The following is a 22,412-nucleotide window of genomic DNA, read 5'->3' as shown; positions in this document are numbered from 1 at the left end:
CAACCACGGGAGGCGGGGCGCCTTCAGCAGCCGGTCAGCGACCGACGGGGCGGTTCCTGACGGTACAGATAGCGGCCGGACACGGCGAAGCCGGCTCTGGAATACAGCGCCTGGGCCCCATGGTTCGGCGCCGTAACAAGCAGCCAGAAGTCCGTCACGCCCCGTTCCCCACCGACGTGCAGCAGGGCCCGGAGAATGGCTGCCGCGTACCCATGGCGGCGCGCGTCAGGGCGTGTGGCCATGCCGTAAACGCCGCCGAGGGGGCTGCCGGCCGGAAGGGCAAGGCGCCCGACGGCGGCGGCACGGCCGGCGTTGTCCCGCGCCAACGCGTACACCGACGGGCACCCTTCGAGGATTGCCCGGGCCGTGGCGAGGGCGTCCTCGCCTCCGCGGCCGTCGACCTCCCACCAGACCCGCAGCCAGTCCTCGGACGGCATCGGTGACAGTTCAATTGCATGGTTTGCCCGGCCGGCCCAAGGGGCACCGCCTGCGGTAGCGCTGCGCGTCATGACCACGGTCTCGGACTGCCGGGTGAAGCGCTCGGCGTCGAGCAAGTCGTTGAGCGCTGCCATCGCGGGATTGTCGAAGAGCTGGAAGATCACCGGCAGCCGGCGGCGGCGGTACCAGGCCCTGGCGTCGGCGAGCAGACGGGCGAGGTCGCCGTCAGGTTGGCCGGCGGACGCGGCACGCGGCCAGATGGAGTTGGCCCGCTGCGTGACGCCGTGCGCCGCCCGGAGCACCCAGGTGCCGGCTTCATGCCGTTCAAGGGCCGGCCACGCAGCGTCCATGGCAGATTCGAGGTCCAGCCGTTCACCGTGCGGGGTTTCGGTATTGCCGGGTGTGGACAACGGATGGCTCCTTCGTTAAAGGCGGGAGGTTCCCCGGGTTTCCGGAGAACCTCCCAACGGCCGCTGCCTGCGCAGCGTTCCGCGTGCTACTTCTTCTCTTCGGGCTTCTTCTCTTCCGGCTTTTTGGCCTCCGGCTTGAAGTCCACGCCGGCTTCTTTGCGCTGCTGCGGCGTGATGGGTGCCGGTGCCTCCGTGAGCGGGTCGTGGCCGCCGCCGGACTTCGGGAAGGCGATGACGTCGCGGATGGATTCCACACCGGCGAGCAGCGAAACGACGCGGTCCCAGCCGAAGGCGATGCCGCCGTGCGGAGGTGCGCCGTACTTGAAGCCCTCCAGCAGGAAGCCGAACTTGGTCTGCGCGTCTTCCTTGTCCAGGCCCATGAGTTCAAAGACCCGCTCCTGCACGTCGCGCTGGTGGATACGGATGGAGCCGCCGCCGATTTCGTTGCCGTTGCACACGATGTCGTAAGCGTAGGACAGCGCCGACTCCGGGTCTTTGTCAAAGGTGTCCAGGAACTCGGGCTTCGGCGAAGTGAAGGCGTGGTGGACGGCGGTCCACTTGCCGCCACCAACCGCTACGTCACCTGAGGCGATGGCGGCGGCAGCAGGCTCGAACATGGGAGCGTCCACAACCCAGCAGAAAGCCCACGCGGTGGGGTCGATCAGGCCGGTACGGTGGCCGATTTCCACGCGTGCAGCGCCCAGCAGGGCGCGGGATGGCGTCTTCTCACCGGCCGCGAAGAAGATGCAGTCGCCGGGCTTGGCGCCAACCGCGTCGGCCAGTCCCGCACGCTCGATCTCGGTGAGGTTCTTTGCGACCGGTCCGGCGAGCGCGCCGTCTTCCTTGTACAGGACGTAGGCAAGACCCTTGGCGCCGCGCTGCTTGGCCCATTCCTGCCAGGCATCAAGGGCCCGGCGTGCCTGCGAGGCGCCCCCAGGCATGACGACGGCACCAACATAGGGTGCCTTGAAGACGCCGAAGTTGGTGTCTTTGAAGAACTCGGTGAGCTCCGTCAGTTCCTGCCCGAAGCGAAGGTCCGGCTTGTCGGAACCATAGCGCGCCATGGCGTCTGCGTACGTGATGCGCTGGATCGGCGTGGGAATATCGACTCCGATGAGCTGCCACACCGCCTTGACGATGTTTTCACCCAGCCGGATGATGTCGTCCTGGTCGACGAAGCTGGCCTCGATGTCCAGCTGCGTGAATTCCGGCTGCCGGTCCGCACGGAAGTCCTCGTCCCGGTAGCAGCGGGCGATCTGGTAATACTTCTCAAAGCCGCCCACCTGCAGCAACTGCTTGAACAGCTGCGGCGACTGCGGGAGCGCATACCAGGAACCCGGTGCCAGGCGTGCCGGAACCAGGAAGTCGCGGGCACCTTCCGGCGTGGAGCGGGTCAGCGTGGGAGTCTCGATTTCCACGAAGCCCTCATCGTGGAGCAGTTCGCGGGCCACCCGGTTGGCCTCGGAGCGGAGGCGCAGGTTCCTGCTGGGGCCCGGACGGCGAAGGTCGAGGTAGCGGTGCTTGAGGCGCGCTTCCTCGCCCACCTCGACATGCTCGTCAATCTGGAAGGGCAGCGGGTCGGAGGTGTTGAGGATGGTGACGTCCTCAGCAATGACCTCGATCTCACCCGTGGCCAGGGCCGGGTTCTCGTTGCCCTCGGGGCGCCGGGAAACAGTGCCCTTGACCTGCAGGACGTATTCGTTGCGCAGGCCATGGAAGACCTCTTCTTCACGCACCACCACCTGCGAGACACCGGAAGCATCGCGCAAGTCAACGAAGGCCACACCACCGTGATCACGACGGCGGCCCACCCAGCCGGCCAGGGTTACGGTTTGTCCAATGTGCTCGGAACGAAGGGATCCGAGGTCATGTGTGCGCAGCACAGCACGCCTTTCTGCGGGAAAACAGTGGGAAGTTCAATATGATCGTTCCTGGAACGATCCCGTCCGAGTTTACCCGCTGGAAAGGTACTGCCGCCTCATGGGCCAACCTCAGCAACTTCAACGCAGGCTCGGCACCTTCGATGCCACCGCTATTGGCCTTGGCTCCATGCTGGGCGCCGGCGTGTTCGTGGTATTCGCCCCGGCCGCGGCCCTGGCCGGGAACCTGCTGGTCCTGTCCGTGGTCATTGCCGGCGTCGTGGCGTACTGCAATGCGGTAGCCTCTGCGGCACTCGCCGCGAAGTACCCCACCAGCGGCGGAACCTATGTTTATGGCCGGAAACAACTGGGCGAGTGGCCGGGCTTCGTGGCCGGCTGGGGGTTCGTCACCGGCAAAACGGCGTCTTGCGCGGCAATGGCCCTGACCTTCGGCAGTTACGTTGCACCGGACTACGCTGCCCCGGTGGCGGTTGGCGCTGTGGTTGCCCTGACCGGCGTCAACCTTCTCGGCATCACCCGCACTGCCCTGCTCACGCGGATCCTGCTGTGCTTCGTGGTGGCGATCCTGGTGTTCGTCGCCGTGGCCGCGGCGCTCGGCCCACATCCTGCCGCGATCCTGTCCGGTGCAGGTTCCGGCGGGCCGGCCGGGGTCCTCCCAGCAGCCGGGCTGATGTTCTTCGCCTTCGCCGGCTACGCGCGGATCGCCACACTGGGGGAAGAAGTCAAAGACCCCACCCGGTCCATTCCGCGGGCTATCCTTGCCGCCCTGGCAGCCGCTTTCGCCATCTACCTGCTGCTCGCTTTGCTCCTGCAGGCCCATCTGGGGAGCCGGCTCGCTACTGCCAGGACTCCCCTGCTGGACGCGGTTCTGGGGTCGCAGCTGGCGGCGGGCGCACCGCTGGTGCAGGCCGGTGCCGCCGCCGCGTGCCTGGGCGCCCTGCTCGCGCTGATTACGGGAGTAGGGCGAACAACGCTCGCCATGGCGCGGGAACGTGACCTTCCCGGTCCCCTGGGCAAGGTGGGCGGCACCCACACCGTTCCGTTCGTCGCCGAACTGGCCGTGGCCGCCGTCGTGGTCCTGCTCCTGTTGACCACGGACGTGATGACCGTGGTGGGCTTCTCAAGCTTCGGGGTGCTGGTTTATTACGCAGTTGCGAACGCCTCCGCCTACACTCTTGACGCGCACCCCGGCTACGCCCCGCGCTGGCTGAACGCGGCCGGCTTCCTGGGGTGCGTGGTCCTGGCCTTCACGCTGCCGCCGGCGCCGGTGCTGACCATGGCAGCGGTGCTCGCAGCGGGGGTGGCCGGGCGCTGGCTGGTGCTGCGGTTCCGGCAGCACCAGCCCGGCCGGTAACGCGGGCGCTAGACGGACGCTGTCGCAGCCGTTGTGGTGTTGACCTGGACGGTGAGGTCCTCCACCGGCGGCACCCAGGTCTCCGGGGCGGCCACCACTTGCGCGCCGGTCCGGATGTCCTTGACCTGGTGGGTGCCGTCGTCGTCCGTGAACCATACGAACGGGATTCCCCGCCGGTCAGCGAACTTGATCTGCTTGCCGAATTTCTCCGCCTTCGCCGCAACTTCGGTGGGAATGCCCCTGCTTCGAAGCAAGGCAGCAACGTCCTGTGCGGCGCCCCAGCTGTCGTCATGGCTCAGGGCCACCAGCACGGCCGTGGGCACGGAACGGGAGGCCTTGGCCAGGTCCTGGCTGAGGATCCGGGACACCAGGCGGGTGACACCGATGGACAGGCCCACTCCCGGGAACTTTCGGTTGCCCTTTGATGCAAGGGCGTCGTAACGGCCGCCGGAGCAGATGGATCCCAGCTGTTCATGGCCCACCAGGACGGTCTCCACGACGGTGCCGGTGTAATAGTCCAGGCCGCGGGCGATGCTCAGGTCCGCCAGGACCTTTCCGGGGGCCCGCTGCACGGCAGCGTCGATCACCTGCTCCAGTTCGTCCAGGCCCTCGTCCAGGAGGTCATCGCTGACTCCCAGGGCATGCACCTTAGCCACGAAGGAGGTGTCTTCCGTACGGATGGCTGCCAGCTGCAGGGCCTTGGCCGCCTGCTCGTCAGAGGCACCGAGCTCTGTCTTCAGCAGCTCGGCCACCTTGGCGGGACCGATTTTTTCGAGCTTGTCGATGCTGCGGAGCACGCCGGCCGTGTCATCGAGCCCGATCCCCCGGTAGAAGCCTTCAGCCAGCTTGCGGTTGTTGATCCGGAGCCGGAAGTCCGGGATGGGAAGCGCGCTGAGGGCCTCGGCGATGACCAGGGCAATCTCCACGTCGTAGCGGAACGGCAGCTCGCCGTCTCCCACAACGTCGATGTCTGCCTGGGTGAACTCGCGGGCCCGGCCTTCCTGGGGCCGCTCGCCGCGCCACACCTTCTGGATCTGGTACCGGCGGAACGGGAATGCAAGGTAGCCGGCGTTTTCCACGACGTACCGGGCAAACGGAACTGTCAGGTCAAAATGCAGTGCAAGCGCGTGGGGATCAGCCTTGCCGCCCTTGACGGGGTTGTCGCTGTCGTCCTCCTGCAGCCTGCTGAGTCCGTACACTTCCTTGTCGATCTCGCCCTTGCGCAACAGCTGGCCCACCGTTTCCACCGCGCGGGTCTCGATCGAGGCGAACCCGTGCAGTTCAAAGACCCGGCGCAGGGTATCGAGCACATGCAGCTCCACCAGCCGCTCCTCGGGAAGCCACTCGGGGAATCCGGACAGGGAGGCGGTGCGTGCCATGGGGAAAGTTCTCCTTACGGTGAAAGGTGCGCCGGGGGCTGCCCGCGCGCCGCTCCAAGGCGACGTTCGGCGGCAGCACAGCCAGCCATGCATAAACTATGTGCGGCAGCCAGTTTATGCGTCATCCGTGTGCATCTCTAATGCAGCGGACCGGCGCTGAGGCCGGCCGCACCTGCGCCCTGCGGCCATCCGCCGGGCACCAGCAGCCCGACGACGAGGAGGACCCTTGGCGGCCAGTTCACGCAGTGCCCGCGAAACAAAACGGCGCATCCAGCAAATGGAGGCCAAGCGCGAGCTGCGGCGCAGCCAGGACAAGCGGCGCAAACGCGACAACATCGTGGCCGCCGGCGCGGGAGCCACCGCCGTCGTGCTCGCCGTCGTGCTCCAACTCACCGCCTTCGCCGGGAATCCCACCGAAGACGAATACGCTGCAGCCCAAGCCGGCCTGACCGAACCGTCAGCGTCCGCAAGCGCCTCAGCCACCCCGTCTCCGCAGGCCTCCAACGGCGCGAACATTCCAGCTGCGGATACGGCCGCCGGCAAGACGTTCTCCGGTGAGCTCTCGCTGAACGGCAGCCCCCTCGGTGTCGAAGTGGACGGCACCAAGGCGCCACAGGCAGCCGCAGTGTTCAAGTCACTCAGTGATCAAGGCTTCTTCAACGGCAAGACCTGCCACCGCTTGACCACAGCGGACCAGTTCGGTGTTCTGCAGTGCGGCTCCGCCAATGGCGACGGCCAGGGTGACCCGAACTACACCTGGGGCCCCTTGGAAAACACCCCTACCGACAACACCTATCCCGCCGGGACCATCGCCGTGGCCCGCACCGGGAACAACGCCTACGGCAACGGAACCCAGTTCTTCATTGTGTACAAGGACACCGTGATCAACCCGGATTCGGCCGGAGGCTATACGGTGGTGGGCAAGGTGACGTCCGGGCTGGATGCGGTGTCCAAGATCGCCGCCGCAGGCATTACACCGGGGGCCAGCGACACAGACGGCGCACCGATTCAACCAGTCACGATAGACTCATTTTCTCTGAAGTAGGACGCCGGGCCGCAGCGGCCCCGGTGCAGTACGTGAGTATTTCCCTCCAAGCGAAAGACTTTTAGCGGTGACAGACAGTCAGAAATCCGACGAAACAGCAACAGACCTGACCGTGGCGGCGGCCTCGGACACCAGCGAAGGCGCCGGCACCGAGGCAGACAACGCCCAGGCAGCCACGGCCCCGGAAGAATCCACTCCTGCGGAAGCTCCTGACGCGGCCCCGGCACCGGCTCCAGTTCCCCGGCCTTCCGCACCGTCTCCTGCCGCGTTCGCGTCGCGTCCGAAGCCTGCCGCCGCCGCCCCTGCCGCTGCACCCGTACCTGCCGCGCCCGGCACGTCCGTCGCCGAGGCCTCCAAGTGGGGCAGGGTGGAAGGGGACGGCCACGTTTACCTGACCATCGACGGCGGTGAACACCCGGTTGGGCAGTACCCCGGCGTCAGCGGTGAGGAAGCGCTGATCTACTTCGCGCGGAAGTACGACGACGTCGTGGCCCAGATCGTCCTCTTGGAACAGCGCGTCAGCTCCAAGGCTCCCAGCACTGACATGCAGAAGACGGTGACGCACCTGCATGAACAGCTCGCCGAGCGGAACATGGTGGGTGACCTCCGCGCCGCCGAGGCCAGGCTGGAAAAGCTTGCCGGCCAGATCTCGGAACTGGAAAAAGCCGAAAAGGCCGAGCACGACGCCGTCCGCGCCGCTGAGCTCGCCGCCCGGGAAGCCATTGTGGCCGAAGCCGAGGAGATTTCCGGCCAGGATCCCGCGCAGACCCAGTGGAAAACCTCCAGCGCCCGGATGAACGAGCTGTTCGAGAACTGGAAAGTCGCGCAGAAGAGCGGTGTGCGCCTGGGCCGCAGCAACGAGGATGCGCTGTGGAAGCGGTTCAGGGCTGCCCGCACCGTTTTTGACCGCCACCGCCGGGCATACTTCTCCCAGCTGGACAGCAACAACTCCGCGGCAAAGGCCGCCAAGGAAAAGCTGATCGCCGAGGCCGAGGCCTTGTCCACGTCAACGGACTGGGGCTTCGCCGCCGGCGAGTACCGCCGGTTGATGGACCAATGGAAGGCGTCGCCGCGGGCCAGCCGCAAGGATGATGACGCGCTCTGGGCCAGGTTCCGCGCCGCCCAGGACGTCTTCTTCACGTCCCGCCAGGCTGCGAACGACGAGATCGACCAGGAATACACGGCCAACCTCGCCGTCAAGGAGGAGCTGCTGGCCGAGGCCAACGCGATTCTCCCGGTGAACGACCTCGCAGCCGCAAAGAAGGCATTGCAGTCCGTCCGTGACCGCTGGGAAGAGGCCGGCAAGGTTCCCCGGGCAGACATGGGCCGGATCGAGGCCGGCCTGCGGAAGGTGGAAGATGCTGTCCGCCACGCCGAAGACGAGCAGTGGCAGCGGTCCGACCCGGAGCGCAAGGCCCGCACCAACAGCGCGCTGTCCCAGCTGGAATCTGCCATTGCGGGCCTCCAGGAGGACCTCGTGAAGGCGGAGAAGAGCGGCGACCAGCGCAAGATCAAGGCCGCACAGGAAGCGCTCGAAGCCCGCCAGGCGTGGCTGGACCAGATCCAGCGGTCGGCCAGCGAGCTGTCCTGACACCCCGTCCTGACTGAGGCACAGGCCCGGTCCCGGTTATCCACATAATCCGGACCGGGCCTGTGCCTGTTAACGGTCATCCGGGCAGGATGGGGGAATGGCCACAGCACCAGCTTCTTCCGCCCCCGGGCAAGGCAGGTTTGCCTTGGCTGCCCCTTCCGCGACAGGCGGGCAGGTTCAAGGCGCCTGGGCCGCGGCCTCACCGCCCCGGTTTCCGGAGTTGTATGCGCCAGGGGTGCCCTTCGCCGGCCCCGAACTGCAATCCCTTGCCGCAGACGGGCTGTTGGCCCGGTTCCACCAACACGGCTACACCCTGCCTGGGATACCCGCCTCGCCCCAGCTGCGGGCACGGGCAGCGGCTGCGGTGGTTCCCACTTCTGTCCGGCAACGCGTCGTTGCGGGGCGGTTGACCGCAGCCTGGATCTACGGCTGCGCGGCGGAACCTGACCGCCTGGCGTTATTGGTGGATACGAAGCGGAGGGTATCCAGCCTGCGGAACACGCGCGGCTGCACCCTGCACGAAGTAAAGCTCGGTCCGCTCGATGTCATCAGCCTGGGCGGGCTGATGGTCTCCAGTCCCCTGCGGACAGCGCTGGATATTGCCTTGCACGTCGAAACGGAACGCGCCGTGCCCGCCCTCACCGCGTTGCTGGCCAGGCCGCAGCAGGACGTGAGGCTTCGGCTGCTGGTGCGTGCCATCGAGGCGACTCCCCGGGTTCCCCACAAGCGGGCGGCACTGGAAAAGCTGGCGATGCTAGCTCCGGCGCTTGTTGCCGGTGGTGCGGTAGACGTCGAAGACCCCGTCGATCCGTCGGACGGCGCTCAGGACGTGGCTGAGGTACTTGGGGTCGCCCATTTCGAAAGCGAACTTTGAGATGGCCACCCGGTCCGTGGACGTGTGGACGCTTGCCGCCAGGATGTTGACGTGGTTCTCCGACAGGACACGCGTGACATCCGAGAGCAGGGATTTCCGGTCAAGGGCTTCCACCTGGATTTCCACCAGGAAGACGCTTGACTGGGTGGGTGCCCAGTCAACGTCCACGATCCGGTCCGGCTGGTCCTTGAGGTCCGAGATGTTCGTGCAGTCGGTACGGTGCACTGAAACGCCCGAACCCCTGGTCACGAAGCCAAGGATGGGATCCGGGGGCACGGGGGTGCAGCAGCGGGCCAGCTTTACCCAGACGTCCCCCACGCCGCGGACCACGACGCCCGAATCGGAGAAGCGGGCCTTGGTGACCTGGGTGGGGATGCTGACCTCTTCGACGTCATCATCGGCGCTTTCGTTGCCGCCCAGGCTCTCGATGAGCTTCTCCATGACCGACTGGGCCGAGGTGTGCCCGTCACCCACGCCAGCGTAGAGGCCGGAAATGTCCGTGTACTTGAAGTCCTCGGCGACGGCGGCCAGGGCCTCGTGCGTCATCAGCCGCTGCAGCGGAAGGTTCTGCTTCCGCATGGCACGGGTCAGCAGTTCCTTGCCGCGGTCGATCGCCTCTTCACGGCGTTCCTTGCTGAACCACTGGCGGATCTTGTTCCGGGCCCTCGCACTCTTGACGAAGTGCTGCCAGTCCTGGCTTGGGCCGGCGCCCTCAGCCTTCGAGGTGAAGATCTCCACCCAGTCGCCGTGGTTCAGCTCACTGTTGAGCGGGACCAGCTTCCCGTTGACCCTGGCCCCAATGGTGCGGTGCCCCACCTCGGTGTGCACGGCATAGGCGAAGTCAACCGGCGTCGATCCCGCCGGCAGCGCCATGACCTCGCCCTTGGGGGTGAAGACGAACACTTCGCGTGCGTTGATTTCAAAGCGGAGCGAGTCCAGGAACTCTCCGGGATCGGACGTCTCCTGCTGCCAGTCCACCAGGGAGCGCAACCAGCCCATGTCGCCGTCGCGGGGGCTTCCGGGCCCAACGGCAGTGCGGTTGGGCTGGTCCTTGTACTTCCAGTGCGCCGCCACGCCGTATTCGGCCCGGCGGTGCATCTCGTGCGTACGGATCTGGATCTCCACCGGCTTCCCGCCGGGACCGATCACCGTGGTGTGCAGGGACTGGTACATGTTGAACTTGGGCATCGCGATGTAGTCCTTGAACCTGCCGGGCAACGGGTTCCAGCGCGAGTGCATGGTGCCCAGGGCGGCATAGCAGTCCCGGACGGAGTCCACCAGGACGCGGACACCCATGAGGTCATTGATGTCGTCAAAGTCCTTGTCGCGGACGATCATCTTTTGGTAGATCGAATAGTAATGCTTGGGCCGGCCTGTGATGGTGGCTTTGATGCGGGCGGCACGCAGGTCCTCGGTGATCTGGTCGCGAATGACGCCCAGGCTCTTTTCCCGCTCCGGGGTCCGATCCCCCACCATGCGGACAATCTCTTCGTACACCTTGGGATAGAGCGCCGCGAAGGACAGGTCCTCCAGCTCCCATTTGATGGTGTTCATGCCCAGGCGATGGGCCAAAGGAGCGAAAATCTCCAGCGTCTCCCGGGCTTTGCGGGCCGATGATTCCGCTGACACGAACCGCCAGGTGCGGGCATTGTGCAGCCGGTCCGCCAGCTTGATCATCAAGACCCGGATGTCCTTGGCCATGGCGACGACCATTTTGCGGACCGTCTCGGACTGCGCTGCCTCACCGAAGCTGACCTTGTCCAGTTTGGTCACGCCGTCCACCAGCATGGCCACTTCCGGGCCGAAGTCCCGCTTCAGGTCCGCCAGGGTGTAGGGGGTGTCCTCGACTGTGTCGTGCAGCAGGGCGGCCGCGAGGGTGGTGCCGCTGAGCCCGAGTTCGGCCAGGATGGTGGCGACGGCCACCGGATGGGTGATGTACGGGTCCCCGCTCTTGCGTTTTTGCCCGCGGTGGCTGCGCTCGGCGACGTCGAACGCGCGCTGGATGAGGTCGAAGTCCTCTTTGGGATTGTTGGCCCGGACAGTCCGCAGCAACGGCTCGAGGATGGGCGAGTAGGTGGCCGTTCCCCGTCCGGTCAGGCGGGCAAGCCGGGACCGGGTGCGCTCCCGGCGGCCGGGAAACGTGGCACGTGCGCCTGAATTGTCCACGGGAACCAACGATCCGGGGCGCGCCGAGGATGCCATACCGGCCTGTACACCGGCAGGATTCTTGTCTTCCTCTGCCGTTGGCGCCGACGCCGAACGTTCTTCCAATGAAGCACCCCTCACCACCGTTTAATTACCCCAGTCTATTCCCCAAGGCATCGACTTTTATAACCGGCCCCGCATACGCGAAGACCGGGCAACGCAGAGTCTGCGTTGCCCGGCCGTGGCGCGGAGTGAGGGCTGCCGTCGGCGGTGGATCAGGCCTTGGCCGGCGAGGCGGGAACGGCCCGTTCGGCTGCTCCGGCACGGCGTTGCTCGACGCGCCTGGCCTGCTTGACCAGGTCCGGTTCACCCTGGCGGAGCCATGCATACATCGGAGCGGCCACGAAGATAGTGGCGGCCGTGCCGATGAGGATTCCGACGAACAACGCCAGGGACAGGTCGCGCAGGGTGCCCGCACCCAGGAGTCCGGCACCGATGAAGAGGATGGCCCCGACAGGGAGGATGGCCACCATCATGGTGTTGATGGACCGGACCAAGGTTTGGTTGACGGCGAGGTTGACCTCCTCGCCGAAGGTCCGGCGGGTGGAGGCATCAATGCCGGAGGTGTTTTCCCGGATTTTGTCGAAGACCACCACGGTGTCGTACAGCGAGTAGCTGAGGACCGTGAGGAAGCCGATGATGGCCGACGGCGTGACCTCGAAGTCGCTGAGGGCGTAGACCCCGGCGGTGATGAACATCGTCACCCCCATGCCGGCGAGAGCCGAGAGCGACATCTTCCACGTGCGGAAGTACAGGGCCATCAGCAAGGCCGCGAGGAGCACGAACACCGCCAGGCCGATCAGCGCCTGCTTGGTCACGTCAGCACCCCAGGTGGGACCGACGAACGTCGATGTCACCTCGTTGTCGGTGACGCCGTAGGCGGTGGTCAGGCCTTGCTTGATCTTGAGGGTTTCGTCGTCGGTCAGCTTGTCGGTCTGGATGCGCATGGTGTTGCCTGCAACGTTGGCCACCCGGGGGACGCTGCCGGCCACAACATCAGTGACGGCATGCTCGCCGACGGTGGCGTCGGTCGTCTTCACATTGGAGACAGTGAATTCTGAACCGCCGCGGAACTCGATGCCGAGGTTGAAGCCGCCCTTGGCCACCGGAATGAGGATGGACAACGCCACTGCCACGGCAGCGATGAGGAACCAGATCTTCTTGGCGCCCACGAAGTCGTAGGATCGCTTTCCGGTGTAGAGCTCATTACCAAAACTGGCGAAGCCTGACATTACTTGTTCTCCTTCGCGGAGGTCTTCGACGAGCCTGCGAGCTGTTCCTGCTTCTCCGCCAGGCGCCGTTCGGCGATGGTCATGCGGCGCTCAGCCTCGGCCGCGGCACCGGCGTTCTTGCCGCGCACTGCCGCGGGCTGGTCCTCGGGGGTCCGGATTCGGCCGGCGCCGCGGTACAGCGGCACCGCCCCGAGCCGTTGCGGGTCCAGGCCGGAGAACTTATGGCCCTCACCGAAGAACTTGGTGCGCGCCAGCAGCTGCAGGGTGGGGTGCGTGAACATGAACACCACGATGAGGTCGGCGATGGCCGTCAGGCCCAGGGTGAACGCGAACCCGCGGACGTTGCCCACGGCCACGAAATACAGGACGAGTGCGGCCAGGAGGTTGACCGCCTTGGACGCCAGGACGGTGCGCTTGGCGCGCTTCCAGCCGTTTTCGACAGCCGACACCAGGCCACGGCCCTCGCGCAGTTCGTCACGGATGCGCTCAAAGTAGACGATGAACGAGTCTGCCGTCTGGCCGATGGCCACAATGAGGCCCGCGACGCCTGCCAGGGACAGCCGGTAGTTCTCCGTCCAGCCCAGGATCGCGATGGCCAGATAGGTCAGCGTTCCGGCCACCACCAGCGACGCGATGGTGACGAAACCCAACGCACGGTACTGGAACAGCGAGTAGATCACCACGAGGAGGAGGCCGATCATGCCAGCCAGCAGGCCCATGCGCAGCTGTTCGCCACCGAGCGTGGCCGAAATCTGCTGCTCGCTCTGGATGTCGAAGCTGATGGGCAGGGGCACCGAAGCGCAGCTGGTCCGACAACGCCTTGGCAGTCTCCTGGGTGAAGCCACCCGTGATCTGCGGGCGCCCGTCGGTGATCACAGCCAGGGAACGCGGGGCGGAAATGACCTGATCGTCCAGCACAATGGCGAACTGGGACTTTGGATCGGTGCCCGATTCGCCGCCCGCTGCCACGTAGAACTGGTTCAGGCGCTCGGTGACGTCCTTGAACTTGGCCGTGCCTTCGGCGTCGAACTGGATGTTGACGGCCCAGTCATTGGTGACCGCACCCTGCGCGCCCTGCTGCAGCTGGAAGGACGAGGTGACGATGTTGGTGCCCTTGACCTCTACCGGGCCCAGAATGTACTTGATGGCAGGGGTTTTCGCGGTGGCGGCTTCGCAGGTTACCAATGGCTTGGTGGGATCGGAGCGCTGTGATTTTTCGGCTGCGGGACTGTTGCAGTCCAGTGCCTCGAACTGCTTGTAGATCTCGGGCGTGATCCAGTTGGTGTCGCTGCTGTTGGCCGGGGCAGCCGTCGGCTTGGGCAACTGGTCATCAGGGGTTTGTGACTCCGGCGGCACTGCTGCACCGTCACCGTTGAGGAGGACGGGGCGGAAGTTCATGTCAGCGGATGCCTGGATCAGGTTCCGGGTTTCGGCTGACGGTGTACCGGGGAGGCTGACCACCACGTTGCGGCCGGACTGGGTGCTGATTTCCGCTTCGGAAACGCCGGCGCCGTCCACGCGCTGGCGGATGATCGCCACGGCTTGGTTGAGTTGCTGTTCGTTGATGTCCGAACCCCCCTCAACCTTCGGCGCCAGGATCATCTGGGTGCCGCCTTCAAGGTCCAGGGCCAGTTTGGGCGACCAGCTGGCTTGTCCGGCGATGGTGCCGCCGGCCAGGACGGCGGTCAGCGCTGCCAGGACTACACCAAGCCAGACCAGGACGCGAAGCCCTGGTTTCTTGCGGCCAGTTCGTGCCATTGTCGATCTTTCTCTTATTCGCGGAAGAACCGCCGGTGCGGGCTGTCGCCTGCGCCGGCGGTAATCCGCAGCGGTTGAGGGAGGAAAGGAGCCAGCGGGCCTAGCTGTCCTTCTTGCCCTCATCGTTGAGGCGCTTCAGGGTTTCCTCAGGAGACTCGGCGCCCGTCACTGAGCTGCCCGTCTCGGGAGTGGTGAGCGAACCGGGAGTGGTCAGCGAGGAAGCATCGTCCGGCACGGCAGGTGACGCAACGTCTGGTTCGGCAGCAGGCTCGACCACCTTGGTGACTGCCTGCCGGTGCACGGTGGCAAGGTTTCCGGGGGACAGTTCAAGGGTGACCTTGTTCTCTGCTTCGTCGATGTCCACGATCCGGCCGAAAAGGCCAAAGCTGGTCATGACCTCCACGCCCGGGGCAAATTTCGACTGGAGCTGTGCCTGCTGCTGCTGCGTCTTCTTGTTGCGGCGGAACATCATGAAGATGAAAACGCCGAGCATGACGAACAGGAGAATTGACATTGGATCCAAGGGGGAATTCCGTTCTTTTGCATGGGTGTTGCCGGTTTTCCAGCGACGTCGGCCTCGCTTCGGCCGGGGCGGGATGTAGACGCAGGCAAAGCCTGACGTTACCTTCCCCAAGCGACGGAGGCGTCAGGGCCACCGGCGAAACAAAGCACCGAACGTGCCGGGCGTCATACCAGTCTAAAGGGAAAAGCTGAAGGGAGCCTGCTATTGGCCTTCCGGGGCCCATTCCCCGGCGTTTGCGGCTTCTTCCCCGGAATCGAAAAGGTCCAGCTGTTCCTGCGCGAAGACCCCCGGCGGGATGGCGTAACCCAGGTGCGTCCACGCGGGTGCCATGGCGATCCGGCCGCGCGGGGTCCGTCCCAGCAGCCCCTCGCGGACCAGGAAGGGTTCCGCCACCGTTTCAACGGTTTCGGTTTCTTCACCGACGGCGATGGCGAGCGTAGACAGGCCCACCGGGCCGCCGCCAAACTTGGTGATGAGGGCATCGAGGACGGCCCGGTCCAGCCGGTCCAGTCCCTTCTTGTCCACTTCATACATGTCCAGGGCTGCGGATGCGGCGCGTGAGTCGATCTGCTCGATGCCGTGCACCAGGGCCCAGTCCCGGACGCGGCGCAGGAGCCGGTTGGCGATGCGGGGGGTGCCGCGGGAGCGGCCGGCGATTTCGGCGAATCCCGCGGAGTTGACCTTCAAGTCCAGCAGGCCGGCAGAGCGGCGCAGGACCAGCTCAAGCTCCGGAACGGAATAGAACTCAAGGTGGCCGGTAAAGCCGAACCGGTCCCGGAGCGGCCCCGGGAGCAGGCCCGCGCGGGTGGTGGCACCCACCAGGGTGAACGGCGGCAGCTCGAGCGGGATGGCGGTGGCGCCGGCGCCCTTGCCCACCACGATGTCCACCCGGAAGTCTTCCATCGCCATGTACAGCATTTCCTCGGCCGGCCGGGACATGCGGTGGATTTCGTCCAGGAACAACACCTCCCCCTCCGACAGGGAGGACAGGATGGCGGCGAGGTCGCCGGCGTGCTGGATGGCAGGTCCGCTGCTAAGGCGCAAGGGAGCGTTCATCTCCGCGGCAACGATCATGGCCAGCGTGGTCTTGCCGAGGCCGGGCGGCCCGGAAAAGAGCACGTGGTCCGCCGTCCGCCCGCGCATCCGGGAGGCCTGCAGCACCAGCGACAGCTGCTTGCGGACACGGTGCTGGCCAACGAAGTCATCCAGGTTCTTGGGCCGCAGCGCCGCCTCGATGGCCCGCTCTTCCGGCTCTTCCCCCGCTGCAACCAGTGACGGTTCAGCCACGGGTGCCTACGCGGTTGCCGGCCCGGGCACCGTCCTGGCCCAGCCAACGGAGCGTGGTGCGCAGGATCTCCGGAACGTTGCCGCGGAAGGAGACCTCCGGCTCGTCAGCAAGGGCTTTGTCGATGCTGCCCGAAGCATCTTTTTCGGACCAGCCAAGGCTGGTCATCGCGGCGATCACCTGCGGTTTCCAGGCGGCCTCGGCGGGGGTGGCGGCACCGGCAGCGGGGGCGGTCCCGTGCGGGACAAGCTTGCCGGCCAGCTCCAGCACGATCCGGCCCGCCACCTTCGGACCGATCCCCGGGACCTTGGTGAAGGTCTTGCTGTCTCCTGTGTGCGCGGCAACCCGGATCGCCTCGGGCTCGTGGACCGCCAGCACCGCAAGGGCAAGCCTTGGGCCGACGCCGCTGACACTGAGCAGGACGTCGAAAACTTCACGTTCGTCGTCGGAGGCAAAGCCGAAAAGCGTGAGCGAATCCTCCCGGACGATCAGGGAGGTGAACAATTGCCCTTGGTCGCCCACGTGCAGCCGGCTGAGCGTCTGCGGCGTGGCGTGCACGCTCATCCCGGCGCCGTTGAGGTCGATGATGGCCGTGGACAGGCCAACGTGCGCTACGGTTCCGCGGAGGAAACTGATCAAGGCCGGGCTCCCGTTGTATCGCCGGCCTCACAGTGAGCACCCGGCTATCCGAACATATCTACGAATACCCTAGCAAGCGGCGGGGACATTCAGTGCGCGCGGCGCGCCTTGGCCTCCGCCTCGGCCCATGCCCGCTGGGCAGGCGTCAAGGATGAACTGCCCGGCCCGGTGGTTGCCACGGCCGCGCCGCTTCCGGCCCGCCACGCGTGGGTGATGGCCAGCGCCAGCGCGTCGGCGGCGTCGGCCGGGCGCGGCGGGGCGTCCAGGCGCAGGATCTTGGTGACCAGCTTGGTCACGGCGTCCTTGTTGGACGAGCCGCTCCCGGTCACCGCGGCCTTCACTTCCGACGGCGTGTGCAGCGCCACCGGGATGCCGCGGCGGGCGGCCGCCGCAATCACGACGCCGGACGCCTGCGCCACGCCCATTACGGTGCTGACGTTCAGCTGCGAGAAGACGCGTTCGACGGCGAGGACCTCGGGTTCGTAGCGGTCCAGCCACTCGTCAATGGCAGTGGCGATCACCAGCAGCCGCCGGTCCAGCGATTCGTCGGGCGATGTGCCCACCACCCCTACGGCCACCATCGTGGCCCTGCGGTTCCGCTCGACATCCACCACGCCGATCCCGCAACGGGTCAGGCCGGGGTCGACGCCCAGGACGCGGAGCGTCACCGGTGGTGCCGGGCCTCAGTTGCCAAGGCGGGACGTCACTCTGATTCCAGGGCAGCCTGGACTTCGTCGCTGAGGTCGGCGTTGCTGTAGACGTTCTGGACGTCGTCGAGGTCTTCGAGGGCGTCGGCCAGCTTCAGGAACTTGCGGGCGCCGTCGACATCCAGCTCCACCTGCATCGACGGGACGAACTCCACCTCATCGGTGTCGTACTCGATGCCGGCTTCCTGGAGTGCCTCGCGGATGGCCTGCAGATCACCCGGTTCCGAGTGGATCTCGAAGGTCTCGCCGTTGTCCTTGACTTCCTCGGCGCCCGCGTCCAGCACGGCCATCAGGACATCGTCCTCGCTCAGGCCGTTCTTGGGCAGGTTGACCACGCCCTTGCGGGTGAAAAGGTAGCTCACGGACCCGGGGTCGGCAATGGTGCCGCCGTTGCGGGAGATGGCCAGGCGGACCTCGGAGGCTGCGCGGTTCTTGTTGTCCGTGAGGCACTCGATCAGCAGGGCTGAGCCCTGGGGGCCGCGGGCCTCGTACATGATCTCGGTGTAGTCAACCACTTCACCGGTGAGGCCGGCGCCGCGCTTGATGGCGCGGTCGATGTTGTCGTTGGGAACCGAGGTCTTCTTGGCCTTGGTCACCGCAAGTTCCAGGCCCGGGTTGCCCGCGAGGTCCGGTCCGCCCATCCGGGCGGCAACTTCGATGTTCTTGATCAGCTTGGCGAACGACTTTGCGCGGCGGCTGTCAATGATCGCCTTTTTGTGCTTGGTCGTCGCCCATTTGGAGTGGCCTGACATGCTTTACGCTTCTCCTCTGATCATGCGGATAAAAAGTTCGTGTACGCGTTTTTCGCCGGTCACTTCCGGGTGGAAGGAGGTGGCCAGCAGCTGGCCGGAACGCACTGCCACAATTCTAGCGGCCCCTGGCAGCGGGACGGCGTGGGAGGCATGCTCCGGGTCCGCCGGTTCAACCTGGGCGAGGACCTCCACGTCCGGGCCCACCCGCTCCACCCACGGGCCGCGGATGAAAACGGCATGCACCGGCGCCACACCTGATTCGGTGGCGCTGAACTCCAGCCCCTTGAAGTCCAGATCCGTTTCGAAGGACTCACGCTGGCGGCCGAACGCGTTGCGGCGGACGGTAATGTCCAGTCCTCCGAACGTCTGCTGCGGGGCGCCGGAGAGGTCGGTTGCCGGATCGGCGATGTCCGATGCAAGGAGGATCATGCCGGCACATGATCCGTACACGGGCAGCCCTTCGGCGATGTACTTCCGGAGCGGATCGGCGAGGTCGAAGGCCCGGGCGAGCTTGTCGATGGTGGTCGATTCGCCGCCGGGGATGATGAGGCCGTCCAGGCCGCCCAGCTCCTGGGGGCGCCGCACCGGCACGCCCCGGGCGCCGGTGGCCTCGGCGGCATGCAGATGCTCACGGAAGTCGCCCTGCAGGGCCAGGACACCGATCCGCAGGCCTGATCCCACGCGCGAAGGAGCAGCTGAAGGGGGATTTGTCATCCCTCCAGCATACGGCCATGCCCCTCAGCTGCGGCCCGCCCACCAATCCCCGCCGGGGTTGCATGCCGTTGCTGGGATATATTCAAAACATGGTCTTCTTCAGTGTTCCGCTCGGCAAGCTGGTCCGCCGGGTGTCCCGGCTTCGGGGCGGCGGTTCGGCCCTGCCGGGCCTGGTGGTCGAGAAAATCGATCCCGGGTTCATGCGGCGGACGCTCAGCACCCTCCCCCACGGCGTTGCAGTCGTCAGTGGCACCAACGGCAAGACCACCACCACAAAAATGGTGGTTGAACTGCTCGAAAGCCAGGGACTGAAGGTTTTCACCAACCGCACCGGCAGCAACTTCACCCGTGGCGTGGCGGCGGCACTCCTGGGCGAAGTGGACTGGCGTGGGAGGCTGGACGCCGACGTCGCGGTCCTGGAACTGGACGAAGCCCACGCCGTGCACTTCGTGAACAGCGTCCCGCCCCGTTACTGCCTGCTGCTGAACGTGCTGCGGGACCAGCTGGACCGCTTTGGCGAGATCGACAAAACAGCACAACTGCTCCAGCACATCGCCGCCAAGACCACCGGAACGGTCGTGCTGAACCGCGAAGACCCGCGGGTGGCGCGGATCGCGGACACCCTTACCGGCCAGGAGGTCAAGTACTTCGGCCTGGACGAAACGCTGTTGGGAACCTTTCCCAACGACGACGACATGCGCGCAGCTCCCGGCAGCCCCGCTCCGGCGGGCCTGCCGCAGAAGCCGCCTGCCGACGTCGTGCTGCTGAAGGTGGGCGCTGACAGCGCCGAGTTTGCGTACGACGGCGGCACGGTCACCACGGCGATGAAGCTGCGCGGTGTGTACAACATCTTCAATGCCGCGGCCGCCCTGACGCTGGCCCGCAGCATCTGCGGCGGCGGTGCCGCCACGGCCAACCACGACACTTTGCTGGAAGCGTTGTCGCAGGTGGCGCCCGCGTTTGGTCGCGGCGAAAGCCTTACCGTGGATGGCCTGCCGCTGGACCTGGTACTGGTGAAGAACCCCAGTGGTTTCCGGCTGGGCCTGAAGTCGTTCCCGCCGGGCGGCTACGCCACCATGATCGCCATCAACGACAACTACGCCGACGGGCGCGACATGTCGTGGCTGTGGGATGTGGAATTCGATTCGCTCCGGGCCGAAGGCGTTGACCAGCTGACGGGTTCCAGGGCCTATGACATGGCGCTCCGGCTGCAGTACGACGACGTCCGCATCGGCGCCGTCCAGCCTGAGATCGCGCCCGCGCTGGCGGCTTTCATCAGGGAAGGCCGCGGGAAGCCCAAGCGGATCTTCTGCACGTACACCGCCATGCTGGCCATCCGCCGTGAGCTGGCCAAAATCACCACCGTGGAGGTTGTCTCGTGAATCCTGCCGAAACATCGACCGCTGCCGATCAGTCCAAGGGCACGCTCCGCGTGGTACAGCTCTATCCCCGGGACATGAACATCTACGGCGACTGGGGCAACGCCCTGGTCCTGCAGCGCCGCATCGCCTGGCACGGCTACACGCCCGAAGTCCTTGAATACAACGTCGGAGATCCTTTTCCCGAAGCCGTGGACATCATCGTTGGCGGCGGCGGCCAGGACAGCGGGCAGCTGGTCATCCAGGACGATCTGCAGGCCCGGGCCGGCAAGCTGCGGGAACTGGCCGAGGACGGCGCACCGATGCTGGTCATCTGCGGCCTCTACCAACTTTTCGGGCGGTTCTTCAAAACCCGGACCGGGGCCGTGATCCCGGGGATCGGCATCCTGGACGTGGAAACCCACGGCACGGATGAGCGCCTGATCGGCAACGTCAAGGTATCAACTACCGAGTTCGGCGAAGTCCTTGGCTACGAAAACCACAGCGGACAAACCACCCTTGGCAGCGGTGTACGGCCCCTCGGCACGGTCCCCAAGGGCACAGGCAACAACAGCAACGACGGCCACGAAGGTGCCCGGTACCGGAACATCGTGGCCAGCTACCTGCACGGTTCACTGCTGCCCAAGAATCCGGCCATCGCCGACTTCCTCATCCGGACTGCCGCTGAACGCAAGTTCGGCAGCTTCTCCCCCGGATCGCCCGACGACGCCTATGCTGTCCTGGCACGGGAGCACGCCGCCCGAAGGCCCCGCTAGACCCCTTTCGCGTCAGGCAGCACAGCCCCGCCTAGCGCCACTGGAAATACTCACGGTGAATGTTCGCCCGGCGGACCCCGGCTGCCCGGAAGGCCTTCCGGAACTGGCGGAGCATGGCGTCCGGGCCGCCCATGAACACCGACAGCCTCCGTGGGTCGGTGCCCGCCGCGGCCAGGACCGCTTCGGGGGTCAGGCGACCGTCCGACTCAGTGTCCACCACATGCACCGTGAGCCGCGGATGGTTCCTGGCGACGTCGGCGATCTCGTCGGCAAACGGGGATGGTCCCGCCGACGTGACGAAGAAGTGAACGTTTTCGTGCAGGTCCGCGTCGAGTGACCGGAGCCAGCTCAGGAAAGGCGTGATGCCCACACCGCCCGCGATCCAAACCTGGTCGGCCGTGCCGCGGTGCCGGTCGAAGCGGCCGTAGGGGCCTCCGACCACCGCCGGCATACCTGGCTGGATGACGTCCGGAAGCCTTGTGGTGTGATCGCCCAGCGCCTTCACCGTGATGCTGATACCGCCCTCCCCCGCGGGCCCGGAAATGGAGAAGGGATGCCGCTGCCAGCCTTCTGCCGTTTCCAGGTAGATCATGGCGAACTGCCCGGGCTTGAAGCTCAACGGCTTCCCCAGGGGGCGGAGGGCCACCTCCACCAGGTCCGCCGCGACTGTCCGGACACCTGACACCTGGTAATCGTGGTGCGGCAGGAAGTGGCGTGAGAGCAGCTCCCGGTAAGCATAGAACGTCAGCCCTGTTGCCCCGATTGCCACGTAGCTCCACCGCAACACCGGGGCCGCCTCGAAAGCGCTGGCATCCAGCAGGCCGTGCAGGAATCCAGCCGCCACGAACAGTCCGGTCAGCCGGTGGAAGCCGCGCCAGCGTTCATAGCCGCCCAGCACCCGGCCGGCAAGCCGGAATGGCCGGCTCTGCAGCGACGCGATGACCACGCGGCGGGCTGCCGCTGGAAGCATGGTCCGCCACCGCGGCAGGATAGCCCACACCACGAGCGCAATAAGGCCGCAGATGGCCACCACGGCCAGCGTCTTGCCCAGGCTCGTGGCCTCGGCGCTGGCCGCAAGTTCAATGTGCGGCAGCAACAGGACGGTTGCGGTGATGGCGGCCCTCCGATGCCAGATGGCTGCGTGATCAATCCCGCCAAATATCGGTTCGACGTGCGGGAGCGTGCTGACCAGGACCAGTGCGATCGAGTACAACAGGACGGACTCCCCGCCGAAAAGTTGGCCCACGTATCCCATGACGGGTTCCCCGGCCGGACGCACCGCATACCAGAACACGCCGTACGCTACGGCCAACACCAGCACCGCACCCGGGCCCAGCCAGCGGAGGGGCATTCCCAGGACGGAGGCTCGTGGCCTCTTGACAGGCTTGGTCATTGGCCGGATCCCTTCGTGGTGACAACCTGCTGCGGATCCATGCAGAAGAACCGCAAAGTGCCGGCCTTCATGGCCCGCATTCGCAATTCTAGGGATGCC

General features: G+C 66.1%; 18 protein-coding genes and 1 pseudogene. 6 read left to right on the top strand and 13 right to left on the bottom strand.

Going from position 1 to position 22,412, the window contains the following annotated elements; all coding sequences use genetic code 11:
- Positions 1 to 23: 23 nt before the first annotated feature.
- Positions 24 to 788, bottom strand: coding sequence for a GNAT family N-acetyltransferase (locus QF050_RS13405; RefSeq protein ID WP_308932171.1), 765 nt, complete (start codon positions 786 to 788; stop codon positions 24 to 26).
- A gap of 146 nt (positions 789 to 934) precedes the next feature.
- Complete coding sequence (gene aspS, locus QF050_RS13400; protein ID WP_308930857.1) at positions 935 to 2,731, bottom strand: aspartate--tRNA ligase; 1,797 nt, start codon at positions 2,729 to 2,731, stop codon at positions 935 to 937.
- Between the two features lie 97 nt (positions 2,732 to 2,828).
- Here aspS and QF050_RS13395 point away from each other — a divergent pair, with 97 nt between their 5' ends.
- On the top strand, positions 2,829 to 4,082 hold the full coding sequence (locus QF050_RS13395) for an APC family permease (protein ID WP_308930856.1): 1,254 nt from the start codon (positions 2,829 to 2,831) through the stop codon (positions 4,080 to 4,082).
- A gap of 8 nt (positions 4,083 to 4,090) precedes the next feature.
- Here the strand turns inward: QF050_RS13395 and hisS are convergent, their stop codons facing one another.
- Positions 4,091 to 5,461 (bottom strand): histidine--tRNA ligase, encoded by a 1,371-nt coding sequence (gene hisS / locus QF050_RS13390; RefSeq protein ID WP_308930855.1) that lies wholly within the window; start codon positions 5,459 to 5,461, stop codon positions 4,091 to 4,093.
- A 226-nt stretch (positions 5,462 to 5,687) separates the two neighbouring features.
- Between hisS and QF050_RS13385 the strand changes: the two genes are divergently transcribed.
- From QF050_RS13385 to QF050_RS13375, 3 genes are all read left to right on the top strand, one after another.
- Positions 5,688 to 6,506, top strand: a complete 819-nt coding sequence (locus QF050_RS13385) for a peptidylprolyl isomerase (RefSeq protein WP_308930854.1) — start codon at positions 5,688 to 5,690, stop codon at positions 6,504 to 6,506.
- A 67-nt stretch (positions 6,507 to 6,573) separates the two neighbouring features.
- Positions 6,574 to 8,097: a DUF349 domain-containing protein gene (locus tag QF050_RS13380; RefSeq protein ID WP_308930853.1), complete on the top strand. Its 1,524-nt coding sequence runs from the start codon at positions 6,574 to 6,576 to the stop codon at positions 8,095 to 8,097.
- Between the two features lie 97 nt (positions 8,098 to 8,194).
- Positions 8,195 to 8,971, top strand: coding sequence for a type IV toxin-antitoxin system AbiEi family antitoxin (locus QF050_RS13375; protein ID WP_308930852.1), 777 nt, complete (start codon positions 8,195 to 8,197; stop codon positions 8,969 to 8,971).
- Here QF050_RS13375 and QF050_RS13370 read toward each other — a convergent pair.
- The 9 genes and pseudogenes from QF050_RS13370 to pdxT all read right to left on the bottom strand — a co-directional run bounded on the left by QF050_RS13370 (position 8,852) and on the right by pdxT (position 18,786).
- On the bottom strand, positions 8,852 to 11,242 hold the full coding sequence (locus QF050_RS13370) for a bifunctional (p)ppGpp synthetase/guanosine-3',5'-bis(diphosphate) 3'-pyrophosphohydrolase (protein WP_308930851.1): 2,391 nt from the start codon (positions 11,240 to 11,242) through the stop codon (positions 8,852 to 8,854). The genes QF050_RS13375 and QF050_RS13370 overlap by 120 nt on opposite strands.
- A gap of 149 nt (positions 11,243 to 11,391) precedes the next feature.
- Positions 11,392 to 12,408 (bottom strand): protein translocase subunit SecF, encoded by a 1,017-nt coding sequence (gene secF, locus QF050_RS13365; RefSeq protein ID WP_308930850.1) that lies wholly within the window; start codon positions 12,406 to 12,408, stop codon positions 11,392 to 11,394.
- A pseudogene (gene secD, locus QF050_RS13360) lies at positions 12,408 to 14,166 on the bottom strand (protein translocase subunit SecD). The gene secF and the pseudogene secD overlap by 1 nt, the downstream one beginning before the upstream one ends.
- A gap of 100 nt (positions 14,167 to 14,266) precedes the next feature.
- Positions 14,267 to 14,680, bottom strand: a complete 414-nt coding sequence (gene yajC, locus QF050_RS13355) for a preprotein translocase subunit YajC (protein ID WP_308930849.1) — start codon at positions 14,678 to 14,680, stop codon at positions 14,267 to 14,269.
- 210 nt (positions 14,681 to 14,890) lie between these two features.
- Positions 14,891 to 15,976 carry a Holliday junction branch migration DNA helicase RuvB gene (ruvB, locus tag QF050_RS13350; RefSeq protein ID WP_308930848.1) on the bottom strand — a complete coding sequence of 362 codons (1,086 nt, stop codon included), beginning with the start codon at positions 15,974 to 15,976 and terminating at the stop codon, positions 14,891 to 14,893.
- Positions 15,969 to 16,613: a Holliday junction branch migration protein RuvA gene (gene ruvA / locus QF050_RS13345; protein ID WP_308930847.1), complete on the bottom strand. Its 645-nt coding sequence runs from the start codon at positions 16,611 to 16,613 to the stop codon at positions 15,969 to 15,971. The genes ruvB and ruvA overlap by 8 nt, the downstream gene beginning before the upstream one ends.
- Before the next feature lie 89 nt (positions 16,614 to 16,702).
- Positions 16,703 to 17,281, bottom strand: a complete 579-nt coding sequence (ruvC, locus tag QF050_RS13340) for a crossover junction endodeoxyribonuclease RuvC (RefSeq protein WP_308930846.1) — start codon at positions 17,279 to 17,281, stop codon at positions 16,703 to 16,705.
- A gap of 35 nt (positions 17,282 to 17,316) precedes the next feature.
- Positions 17,317 to 18,072, bottom strand: a complete 756-nt coding sequence (locus tag QF050_RS13335; RefSeq protein WP_308930845.1) for a YebC/PmpR family DNA-binding transcriptional regulator — start codon at positions 18,070 to 18,072, stop codon at positions 17,317 to 17,319.
- A gap of 3 nt (positions 18,073 to 18,075) precedes the next feature.
- Positions 18,076 to 18,786 carry a pyridoxal 5'-phosphate synthase glutaminase subunit PdxT gene (gene pdxT, locus QF050_RS13330; RefSeq protein ID WP_308930844.1) on the bottom strand — a complete coding sequence of 237 codons (711 nt, stop codon included), beginning with the start codon at positions 18,784 to 18,786 and terminating at the stop codon, positions 18,076 to 18,078.
- An 89-nt stretch (positions 18,787 to 18,875) separates the two neighbouring features.
- Here pdxT and QF050_RS13325 point away from each other — a divergent pair, with 89 nt between their 5' ends.
- Both QF050_RS13325 and QF050_RS13320 read left to right on the top strand, forming a co-directional pair.
- Positions 18,876 to 20,168 carry a MurT ligase domain-containing protein gene (locus QF050_RS13325; RefSeq protein ID WP_308930843.1) on the top strand — a complete coding sequence of 431 codons (1,293 nt, stop codon included), beginning with the start codon at positions 18,876 to 18,878 and terminating at the stop codon, positions 20,166 to 20,168.
- Positions 20,165 to 20,920 carry a glutamine amidotransferase gene (locus QF050_RS13320; RefSeq protein ID WP_308930842.1) on the top strand — a complete coding sequence of 252 codons (756 nt, stop codon included), beginning with the start codon at positions 20,165 to 20,167 and terminating at the stop codon, positions 20,918 to 20,920. The genes QF050_RS13325 and QF050_RS13320 overlap by 4 nt, the downstream gene beginning before the upstream one ends.
- 31 nt (positions 20,921 to 20,951) lie before the next feature.
- Here the strand turns inward: QF050_RS13320 and QF050_RS13315 are convergent, their stop codons facing one another.
- Complete coding sequence (locus QF050_RS13315; protein ID WP_308930841.1) at positions 20,952 to 22,313, bottom strand: hypothetical protein; 1,362 nt, start codon at positions 22,311 to 22,313, stop codon at positions 20,952 to 20,954.
- Positions 22,314 to 22,412 lie beyond the last annotated feature (99 nt).

Origin of the sequence: Arthrobacter sp. SLBN-112 (genome assembly GCF_030944625.1) — a bacterium.
Lineage (GTDB): Bacteria > Actinomycetota > Actinomycetes > Actinomycetales > Micrococcaceae > Arthrobacter.
The sequence above is the reverse complement of the archived record's forward strand: the minus strand, read 5'-3'. Positions and strand labels throughout refer to the sequence as shown.

Bases quoted from the DNA above. Each gene is read 5' to 3' on its own strand.
- QF050_RS13405 (WP_308932171.1), bottom strand. From the start codon at position 788: ATGGACGCTGCGTGGCCGGCCCTTGAACGGCATGAAGCCGGCACCTGG.
- QF050_RS13395 (WP_308930856.1), top strand. From the start codon at position 2,829: ATGGGCCAACCTCAGCAACTTCAACGCAGGCTCGGCACCTTCGATGCC.
- hisS (WP_308930855.1), bottom strand. From the start codon at position 5,461: ATGGCACGCACCGCCTCCCTGTCCGGATTCCCCGAGTGGCTTCCCGAG.
- QF050_RS13375 (WP_308930852.1), top strand. From the start codon at position 8,195: ATGGCCACAGCACCAGCTTCTTCCGCCCCCGGGCAAGGCAGGTTTGCC.
- secF (WP_308930850.1), bottom strand. From the start codon at position 12,408: ATGTCAGGCTTCGCCAGTTTTGGTAATGAGCTCTACACCGGAAAGCGA.
- yajC (WP_308930849.1), bottom strand. From the start codon at position 14,680: ATGTCAATTCTCCTGTTCGTCATGCTCGGCGTTTTCATCTTCATGATG.
- QF050_RS13335 (WP_308930845.1), bottom strand. From the start codon at position 18,072: ATGTCAGGCCACTCCAAATGGGCGACGACCAAGCACAAAAAGGCGATC.
- pdxT (WP_308930844.1), bottom strand. From the start codon at position 18,786: ATGACAAATCCCCCTTCAGCTGCTCCTTCGCGCGTGGGATCAGGCCTG.
- QF050_RS13325 (WP_308930843.1), top strand. From the start codon at position 18,876: ATGGTCTTCTTCAGTGTTCCGCTCGGCAAGCTGGTCCGCCGGGTGTCC.
- QF050_RS13315 (WP_308930841.1), bottom strand. From the start codon at position 22,313: ATGACCAAGCCTGTCAAGAGGCCACGAGCCTCCGTCCTGGGAATGCCC.